The sequence below is a fragment of the Streptococcus sp. HMSC072D03 genome (genome assembly GCF_001812855.1).
GTDB classification, from domain to species: domain Bacteria; phylum Bacillota; class Bacilli; order Lactobacillales; family Streptococcaceae; genus Streptococcus; species Streptococcus salivarius_D.
In genome coordinates, this window is record NZ_KV810690.1 from 21,152 (window position 1) to 29,554 (window position 8,403).

The 8,403-nt window shown below is 42.3% G+C and carries 9 protein-coding genes; all 9 read right to left on the reverse strand.

Annotation, left to right across the window (positions count from 1 at the left end):
• Nucleotides 1–22: 22 nt before the first annotated feature.
• Complete coding sequence (serS, locus tag HMPREF2877_RS07915; protein ID WP_013990066.1) at nt 23–1,300, reverse strand: serine--tRNA ligase; 1,278 nt, start codon at nt 1,298–1,300, stop codon at nt 23–25.
• 209 nt (nt 1,301–1,509) lie between these two features.
• Nucleotides 1,510–1,884 carry a DUF956 family protein gene (locus tag HMPREF2877_RS07920; RefSeq protein ID WP_002883765.1) on the reverse strand — a complete coding sequence of 125 codons (375 nt, stop codon included), beginning with the start codon at nt 1,882–1,884 and terminating at the stop codon, nt 1,510–1,512.
• 78 nt (nt 1,885–1,962) lie between these two features.
• Nucleotides 1,963–2,874, reverse strand: a complete 912-nt coding sequence (locus tag HMPREF2877_RS07925; protein ID WP_014633591.1) for a PTS system mannose/fructose/sorbose family transporter subunit IID — start codon at nt 2,872–2,874, stop codon at nt 1,963–1,965.
• Between the two features lie 14 nt (nt 2,875–2,888).
• Complete coding sequence (locus tag HMPREF2877_RS07930) at nt 2,889–3,704, reverse strand: PTS mannose/fructose/sorbose transporter subunit IIC (RefSeq protein ID WP_013990068.1); 816 nt, start codon at nt 3,702–3,704, stop codon at nt 2,889–2,891.
• Nucleotides 3,705–3,771: 67 nt separating this feature from the next.
• Complete coding sequence (locus HMPREF2877_RS07935; RefSeq protein WP_002886603.1) at nt 3,772–4,764, reverse strand: PTS sugar transporter subunit IIB; 993 nt, start codon at nt 4,762–4,764, stop codon at nt 3,772–3,774.
• Nucleotides 4,765–5,029: 265 nt separating this feature from the next.
• A complete protein-coding gene (locus HMPREF2877_RS07940) occupies nt 5,030–5,416 on the reverse strand; it encodes a DUF956 family protein (protein ID WP_002886604.1) in 387 nt (128 codons plus the stop codon).
• A 12-nt stretch (nt 5,417–5,428) separates the two neighbouring features.
• The gene (locus HMPREF2877_RS07945) at nt 5,429–6,343 is read right to left on the reverse strand and encodes a PTS system mannose/fructose/sorbose family transporter subunit IID (protein ID WP_002886605.1); all 915 of its coding nucleotides are present in this window, start codon (nt 6,341–6,343) and stop codon (nt 5,429–5,431) included.
• Nucleotides 6,344–6,358: 15 nt separating this feature from the next.
• The gene (locus HMPREF2877_RS07950; RefSeq protein ID WP_002886606.1) at nt 6,359–7,159 is read right to left on the reverse strand and encodes a PTS mannose/fructose/sorbose transporter subunit IIC; all 801 of its coding nucleotides are present in this window, start codon (nt 7,157–7,159) and stop codon (nt 6,359–6,361) included.
• Nucleotides 7,160–7,176: 17 nt separating this feature from the next.
• Nucleotides 7,177–8,184 (reverse strand): PTS sugar transporter subunit IIB, encoded by a 1,008-nt coding sequence (locus HMPREF2877_RS07955; RefSeq protein WP_002886607.1) that lies wholly within the window; start codon nt 8,182–8,184, stop codon nt 7,177–7,179.
• Nucleotides 8,185–8,403: the final 219 nt, after the last annotated feature.

The following is an 8,403-nucleotide window of genomic DNA, read 5'->3' on the forward strand; positions in this document are numbered from 1 at the left end:
TTCTTTCTGGAGATTTTCCTTGTTATTTTGGTGCAATCACTTCAGCACCACCCATGTAAGGGCGAAGAACTTCAGGGATAGTTACTGAACCATCTTCGTTTTGGTAGTTTTCAAGGACAGCGGCTACTGTACGTCCAACAGCAAGTCCTGAACCGTTAAGAGTGTGAAGAAGTTTTACTTTACCATCGGCTTCGTCACGGTAACGGATTTGTGCACGACGGGCTTGGAAATCTTCTGTGTTTGAACATGAAGAAATTTCGCGGTAAGTGTTTTGTGCTGGAATCCAAACTTCCAAGTCGTAAGTTTTCGCAGCTGAGAATCCCATATCGCCAGTACACAAAGTGATGACACGGTATGGCAAGTTAAGTTTTTGAAGGATGTTTTCAGCGTTAACTACCATTTTTTCCAATTCATCATATGAGTCTTCAGGTTTTGAGAATTTGACCATTTCAACCTTGTGGAATTGGTGAAGACGAATCAAACCACGTGTGTCACGACCAGCTGAACCAGCTTCTGAACGGAATGAAGGACTCATAGCAGTGAAGTAGATTGGCAATTCTTTACCATCAAGGATTTCACCACGGTAGTAGTTTGTCAAAGGAACTTCGGCTGTTGGGATAAGGACATAGTCAGTACCGTCAAGCTCGAAAGTATCTTCTTTAAATTTTGGATATTGACCAGTACCGAACATTGAGTCGTGGTTAACCATGTAAGGTGTGATCATTTCAGTGTAACCTTCTTTAGCGTGCTCATCCAACATGAAGTTGTAGATTGCACGTTCCAATTTTGCTCCAAGTCCTTTGTAGAAGAGGAAGCGAGAACCAGTGACTTTAGCACCACGTTCCCAATCTAGGATACCAAGGTCTTCCCCAAGATCCCAGTGAGGCTTAATCTCAAAATCAAAGTTACGAGGTGTTCCCCAACGACGAACTTCTACGTTTTCGTCTTCGTCAGCACCTACTGGAACAGAGTCATTTGGTGTATTTGGAAGTGTCACAACGATGGCGTTAAGCTTCTCATCGATAGCAGCAAGTTCTGCATCAATCTCCTTAATTTCTGCAGAGACTTTTTGCATTGCTGCGATTTGTTCGGAAGCATCTTCTTTGTTACGCTTAGCTTGAGCGATACCATCTGAAGCAATGTTACGTTGAGCCTTGAGTTCTTCAGATTTGATAAGAAGTTCGCGACGTTTAACATCAAGCTCTTTGAGTTCATTTAAAGTTTCAGCAGCGACACCACGTGTAGCCAATTTTTCGGCAAGGGCATCGAAGTCGTTACGAATACGTTTTACATCTAACATAAGTTCCTCCAAAAAGTAAAACACTCCAGTGAAAGTGTTGGAGTGACATAGGCCACGGTTCCATCCAACTTCACAGGAGTGCACTTGTTTATGTTTTTAATTATTAGAAACGGTAGAATTTCGTAGGTCAACCCTACCTGCTCGCAGCAACCGCAGGCTTTCTGTAAGGGTCTAGCTAGTACTTATCCGTCTGTTATATTATACAAAAATTATGATTTTTTGGCAAATAAACCTTTGAGTCGAGCCCCAATAGTTTGAATGAGAGTTGGTAGCTTGACGACTTTTTCATTGCCAAGGTGTTCCCTAGCAATTTTTAGAATCTTCCCAGAATCTTTAGAAGCAAAGAGGAATTTGCTCTTGTCTGTTAACACTTCAAAGTGGCGGCTAATTCTCTTTCCTGAGACATTTGCACCGATTTGTGTGATGCTAGTCCATGGAATTTGAATGTATTGCTCGACATTGACATCTGGGTAGAATTCAAGAGCCACATCTCCGATTAGAAATTTACCGACTTTCCCTCCGATAGCCATGTAGGAAACGCCTGTTGTATGCAATTCAACTGTTTTGTTTAGTGATTGTGCCATATCTATCTCGCTTTTTGATTGTAGTACCTTTATTATAGCATAAGAAAAGAGTTCAGCTTTGCTAAACTCTTACTCTTTTTACATGATTCCGAAGAAGCTTGCAATGATACCAACTACAAAGAGTCCAATGATGATTGTGATTGGTGAAACTTTCTTCTTAAGCAACCACATACATGCAAAAGTAAGGAGAAGTCCCATCAAACCTGGAATCAATGAATCCAATTGCTTTTGAAGGGTATCAACTTGAATCTTATCGAAGCTAAGTTTGTCATTAACTTGGCCGAGGATAGTCTTAAGTTGGTCACCGCTAACATTGCCTTTAGGCCATTCGATATAGGCACCTTTAGACAAAACTTTACCTGGAAGGTTTACAGTGAAGACGATAGATACCCAACGTTCAACAAGGACAGCCAAGATGAACATACCAAGGATTGATGCCCCTTTAGTAATATCTTTCAAGATACCACCAGACATGTCTTTAGTGATTTCTGAACCTGCTTTGTAACCAAGTTCTTGAGTGTACCACAAGAAGGCCATACGGATAAGGTTCCAACCGATGAAGAAGATAAGTGGACCAGCGATGTTACCAGCTTGTGCCAATGATGCACCAAGGGCACCAAGGATAGGACGAACTGTGAACCAGAAAACAGGGTCACCGATACCGGCAAGAGGTCCCATCATACCGATTTTAACCCCTTGGATAGCAGCATCTTCGATGTCAGTACCGTTAGCTTTTTCTTCTTCAAGAGCCAAGGTAACACCCATGATAGGAGCAGCTACGTAAGGGTGGGTATTGAAGAATTCCAAGTGACGTTTAAGAGCTGCGGCTTGGTCTTCTTTGTTAGTGTAGAGTTTTTTGATAGCAGGAATGAGTGAGTAAGCCCAACCCAAGTTTTGCATACGTTCATAGTTCCATGAACCTTGCAAGAATTGTGAGCGCCACCAAACCTTTTTACGATCCGCTTGAGATAATTGAATTTTTTCAGCCATGAGAGCACCCCTTCCTAGTAGTCTTCCAAGATATCGCCGATTGGGTCGCCAGAACCAGTTGAAGTTCCGCCACCATTTCCGCCACCTTGTTTAGAAAGGTTGAGGTAGATGAAGGCAATAGCGACACCGATAGCACCAAGAGCGATAAGTGTCAATTGGCTAATAGCAGCAAAAGCAAAACCGATGGCGAAGAATGGCCAAACTTCACGAGTTGCCATCATGTTGATAACCATGGCGTAACCAACGGCTACGACCATACCACCACCGACAACCATACCGTGGTTGAGCCAGCTAGGCATCAAACCAAGGGCATGTTGAACAGATTCTGCTGGGATAGCAAGAAGAAGGGCAGCTGGCACAGCGATACGCAACCCTTGAAGAAGGAGGGCGAGGTAGTGTGCACGTTCAACACCAGCGATGTTTCCGCTTTCTGCAGCTTTATCTGCGGCATGAACAAGGGCAACAGATGCTGTACGAACAAGCATAGTTAGGAAGAGACCGGCAACCGCAAGTGGGATAGCTGTTGCAGTCGCAACACCGATACCTTCAGTTGTGAAGTTACCACCTTTAACCAAAATAATGGCAGCAGCAACAGAGGCAAGGGCAGCGTCAGGAGCGACAGCGGCACCGATATTAGCCCAAGCAAGGGCGATCATTTGAAGAGAACCACCAAGCATGATACCTGCAGTGAGGTTACCTGTAGCAGCACCGATGAGGGTACATGCAACAAGTGGTTGGTGGAATTGGAATTGGTCAAGGATACCTTCAAGACCAGCAAGGAAGGCAACAACTACGACCAAAATTGCAGAAATAATTGACATATCTGACATGGTAATAATTCCTTTTCTATTGAGTTGTGATTAGCTGAGATGATCAGCTAATTTATCCGAATGAAGGTTATTGAACGTTAGCTTTTTTGATAAGGTCGAACAAATCTTTCTTAGAATCATTTGGTACCTTACGGACGTCGAATTCAACGCCAAGGTCACGCAATTTTTCGAAGCAAGCAACATCGTCTTTGTCCATAGACAAAACGTTGTTAACCATTGTTTTACCAGTTGAGTGAGCCATAGAACCAACGTTAAGTTCTTTGATTGGCACGCCACCTTCGATAGCACGAAGTGCGTCTTGAACCGTTTCGAACAAGATAAGTGCGTGTGTGTTACCAAAGCGAGGGTCCTTAGAAGCATCAATCAATTTTTGAATTGGAACAACGTTTGCTTTAACACCATTTGGTGCTGCTTGTTTGATCAATTCTTTACGAAGCTCATCTTTAGCAACGTCATCTGAAGCAACAATGATACGGTCTGCTTTAGATGCAGGTGTCCAGTTAGTTGCTACCTGACCATGCAAGAGACGTGTGTCCAAACGTGCCAAGTTAATCTTGAGCTTACCATCTCCGATAACTGTCCCTTCTGGGATAGCTCCTTGAGGTGCTGCAGCTTCTACAGGAGCTGCTGTTGTTTCCTCAGCTGGATTAAGCTCCTCTGGAAGTGCTTTGATACCACCCTTAGCTTCCTTGATGATATTAGCAGCAACTTGCTCTGCAGTAGCGTTAGCATCCATCATACGTTCAGTGTATGCTTGGATAAGCATTGGCAAGTTAAGTCCTGTGATGATAACAATCTTGCGATCTGGATTTTCTCCAGCAATTCGGCTGGCTTGGTTAAATGGTGAACCAGACCAAAGGTCAGCCAAAACAAGAATTTCATCATCAGCATCGAATTGTGCAATGGCGTCGTTGAAGTGAGCGTACAAGTCATCAGGACCTTCACTTGGCATGAAAGTTACGACTTGAACTTTCTCTTGGTCTCCAAAAATCATAGAGCCTGATTGGTGGATTCCTTCAGCGAACTTACCATGGCTGGCAATAATAATACCGATACCCATTCGTGTTCTCCTCCTTATAAATTATTTTTTCCTAGGCTTAAAAAGACTATCTCCGATTTTTATCAAGACGCTAAAAAAAGCGTCTCTCAATCTTTTTAAACATAAGAAATCAAGAACAATTATATTCTAAAACGCTTTCAAGAAAATGTCAATAGCTAGTGAGATAAAATTTCAAAAGAAGTCAAACTCTTTCAAAAATGAGCAAAATATTATAAAAAGATTGCCCAACCATTAGATTGGACAATCTTTTTATAATATTCGGAGATTATTTCTTCTTGACAATGAGTCGGAAAAGATTTTTAAAGCCTTGTTTGAAGACAGCGATAAAGCTAGGTGCTTTTCTTAAACTTTCTCGAGGAATTCTTTTTTGAATTTCTTTCAAAGTTATTCGACTTTTTCGACTGGCAAAACGGAAACGTCCATTTTGCTTAGTGCGGATTTCAAAGCGTGGGATGAATTTACCACCGAAGTAGACATCGGCAATCACATAAGTGATTTCATCCCAAGGGATTTGAACGTAGTCTTGCAACTTCGTATCATTGTAAAATTCGAAGGCCTTATCTCCGACCATGATATTTCCGTAAATAGGCCCTTCACGAAACCAAGTTCCCTTAGTTGTGTGAGCCATTTCCGTATTGAGCGATTTAACCATACCTTGCTCCGATTAGAGTACACCAATAATGTGGAGAACAATAGCTAGAACAAAGATACCCAAAATGATAACGATTGGAGAAACTTTTCTCTTAAGAAGGTACATACAGAGGAAAGTCAAACCAAGGGCAGCAAGACCAGGAATCAATTGGTTCAAGTTATCTTGCAATGTTGTCACCTTGTTGGCTTCGAGTGATTTACCAGCAGCTTGTTCTAGGAAGGCTGCTTTAACACCGGCAATACCTTTTGGAAGTTTATCCCAATCGATATAAGCACCTTCTTGTTGTTTAACAACAGAGACAACTGGTGTGAAGGTAATGCTTACCCAACGTTGGATAAGAGAACCGATAACGAACATCCCCATCATTGATGCGCCACGAGTCACTTGTTGAAGAAGGTTACCTGACAAGTCGTCTGTGATCGCAGTACCAGCACGGTAACCGAATTCTTGAGTATACCATTTAACGGCAGCTACCATGACGTTCCAGAGAACGAAGAAGACGATTGGGCCTAGGACGTTACCTGAAACAGCCAAACCTGCCCCTAGTGAAAGGAAGATTGGACGAAGGGTAAACCAGAAGAGAGGGTCACCGGCACCTGCAAGAGGTCCCATCATACCGACCTTAACCCCTGAGATAGCAGCATCATCAATCTCAGCACCGTTGGCACGTTCTTCTTCCAAGGCAAGAGTAACCCCAAAGATTGGGTTGGCCATGAAAGGTTGTGTATTAAAGAATTCCAAGTGACGCTTAAGCGCAGCAGCACGGTCTTCTTTAGTTTGATAAAGTTTTTTGATTGCAGGAATAAAGGTGTAAGCCACACCACCATTTTGCATACGTTCATAGTTGAATGAAGCTAAAAGGAAGTATGAGCGCAAGAAAGCTTTGAAACGATCTGCTTTTGTTAATTTAATTTTTGAATCAGCCATTTTCTTTCCTCCTAATTAAAAGTCTTCCAGAATTTCACCGAGGGGATCACCTGATCCTCCATCATTTGAAGAACCATTTGAACCACTAGCTTCAAGTGCAAGGTACATAACGGCAAGACAGAGGCCGATGATACCCAAGCTAATCAAGGTCAATTCTTTGAGGGCAGCCAAAGCAAAACCAAGGAAGAAGAATGGCCAAACTTCACGACTAGACATCATGTTGATAACCATGGCATAACCAACGGCTACAACCATACCACCACCGATTGTCATACCTGATTTTAACCATTCAGGCATAGCTTCAAGACCAGATTGTACGAGGTGTGCAGGAATCAAGAGCAAGAGGAGGGCAGGGATAGCAACACGGAGACCTTGAAGGGCCATACCGATAAAGTGCCATCTTTCAACACCAGCGATATCAGCAGCTTCTGCACGGCTATCCATAATATGAGCGATGAAGACAGTTGCTGTACGGACAACCATTGTCAAGGCAAGACCGGCAACAGCCAAAGGCACCGCAAGGGCGATGGCAGGACCAATTCCTTTAGTTCCTTGACCACCCAAGATAAGGATAATTGTAGAAGCAACAGCGGCAAGTGAGGCATCTGGTGCCATGGCAGCACCAACGTTAGCCCATCCCATAGTAATCAACTGTAAGCTACCACCCAACATTACGCCGAGTTCGAGATGACCAGTAACAAGACCGATAAGGGAACAAGCCACAACTGGCTGGTATGTTTCGATTTGGTCGTTAACTGAGCTACAACCGATGATGAAAGCAACAATTACGACTAAAATAATTTGTACTAAACTCATTTATGCATCCTCCAAAATTATTTCTTCTCTGCTAATTTAGTTTCAGCTGACTTAATCAAGGCATCAACGTTTGCTGGGCTATCACTTGGTACCCCACGAACGTCAAATTTGACACCCAATGATTGCAACTCTTTGATAGCATCCACATCTGTTTGGTCAAATGAAAGAGCTTTAGTAACGTTGACTTTTCCTTCTTTATAAGCTGAAGAACCAAGGTTGATTTCTTTAACATCAACACCTGCTTTAACAGCAGCAAGAGCATCTTCAACAGATTCAAAGAGAAGCATAGCACGTGTATCTCCAAAACGTGGGTCATTGTTTGCTTTAACCATGTTTTTAATTGGGATAACGTGAACTTGAACACCAGATGGAGCGGCTTGTTTAATCATGTTTGTACGAAGTTTATCATGACAAACAGTGTCTGAAACAACGATGATACGGTCTGGGTGAGTTGAGTGAGTCCAACCAGTCGCAACCTGACCGTGGAGAAGACGTGTGTCAACACGAGCCAAAACGTATTTGATTTTTCCATCACCAAGTACTGTTCCTTCAGGAATGGTACCTTTAGGAATAGAAGGTTTAGCGTCGGCTGGTTTAGTGTCTTCTTCAGGAATAAGGCCTTCTGGAAGGACTTTAACGCCTTCTTTTGTTTCCTTATAAATGTTAGCGACAATCTCTTCAACCCCAGCATCAGGAGCTACCATACGTTCCGTATATGCTTGGATAAGCATTGGCAAGTTGAGTCCTGTCACGATAACCATCTTGCGATTAGGATTTTCTTCCTTAATTCGGCTTGCCTGGTTAAATGGTGATCCAGACCAAAGGTCTGCAAGGACTAGAATTTCGTCGTCAGCGTCAAATTGAGCAATGGCATCTTTGAAGTGAGCGTACAAGTCGTCAGGACCTTCATTTGGCATGAAAGTAACCACTTGAACTTTCTCTTGTTCACCAAAAATCATAGAACCTGATTGGTGAATACCTTCAGCGAATTTACCATGGCTAGCAATAATAATACCGATACCCATTAGTGTTCTTCCTCCTTTTATATATTGTTTCTTAGGAATAGAAAAATGATTATTGGTATTAGCATCGATCAGTATGAAATGACAACAATATTTTTTTAGTCCCTCGAAAATTAGAACACTCTAATTATAGGACGTTATCATGAATTTGTCAATGGTTTTCGTAACAAAAGTGTCATATAATTGAAAAAAACATCAAATTATTGCAAATATACTTTTTTT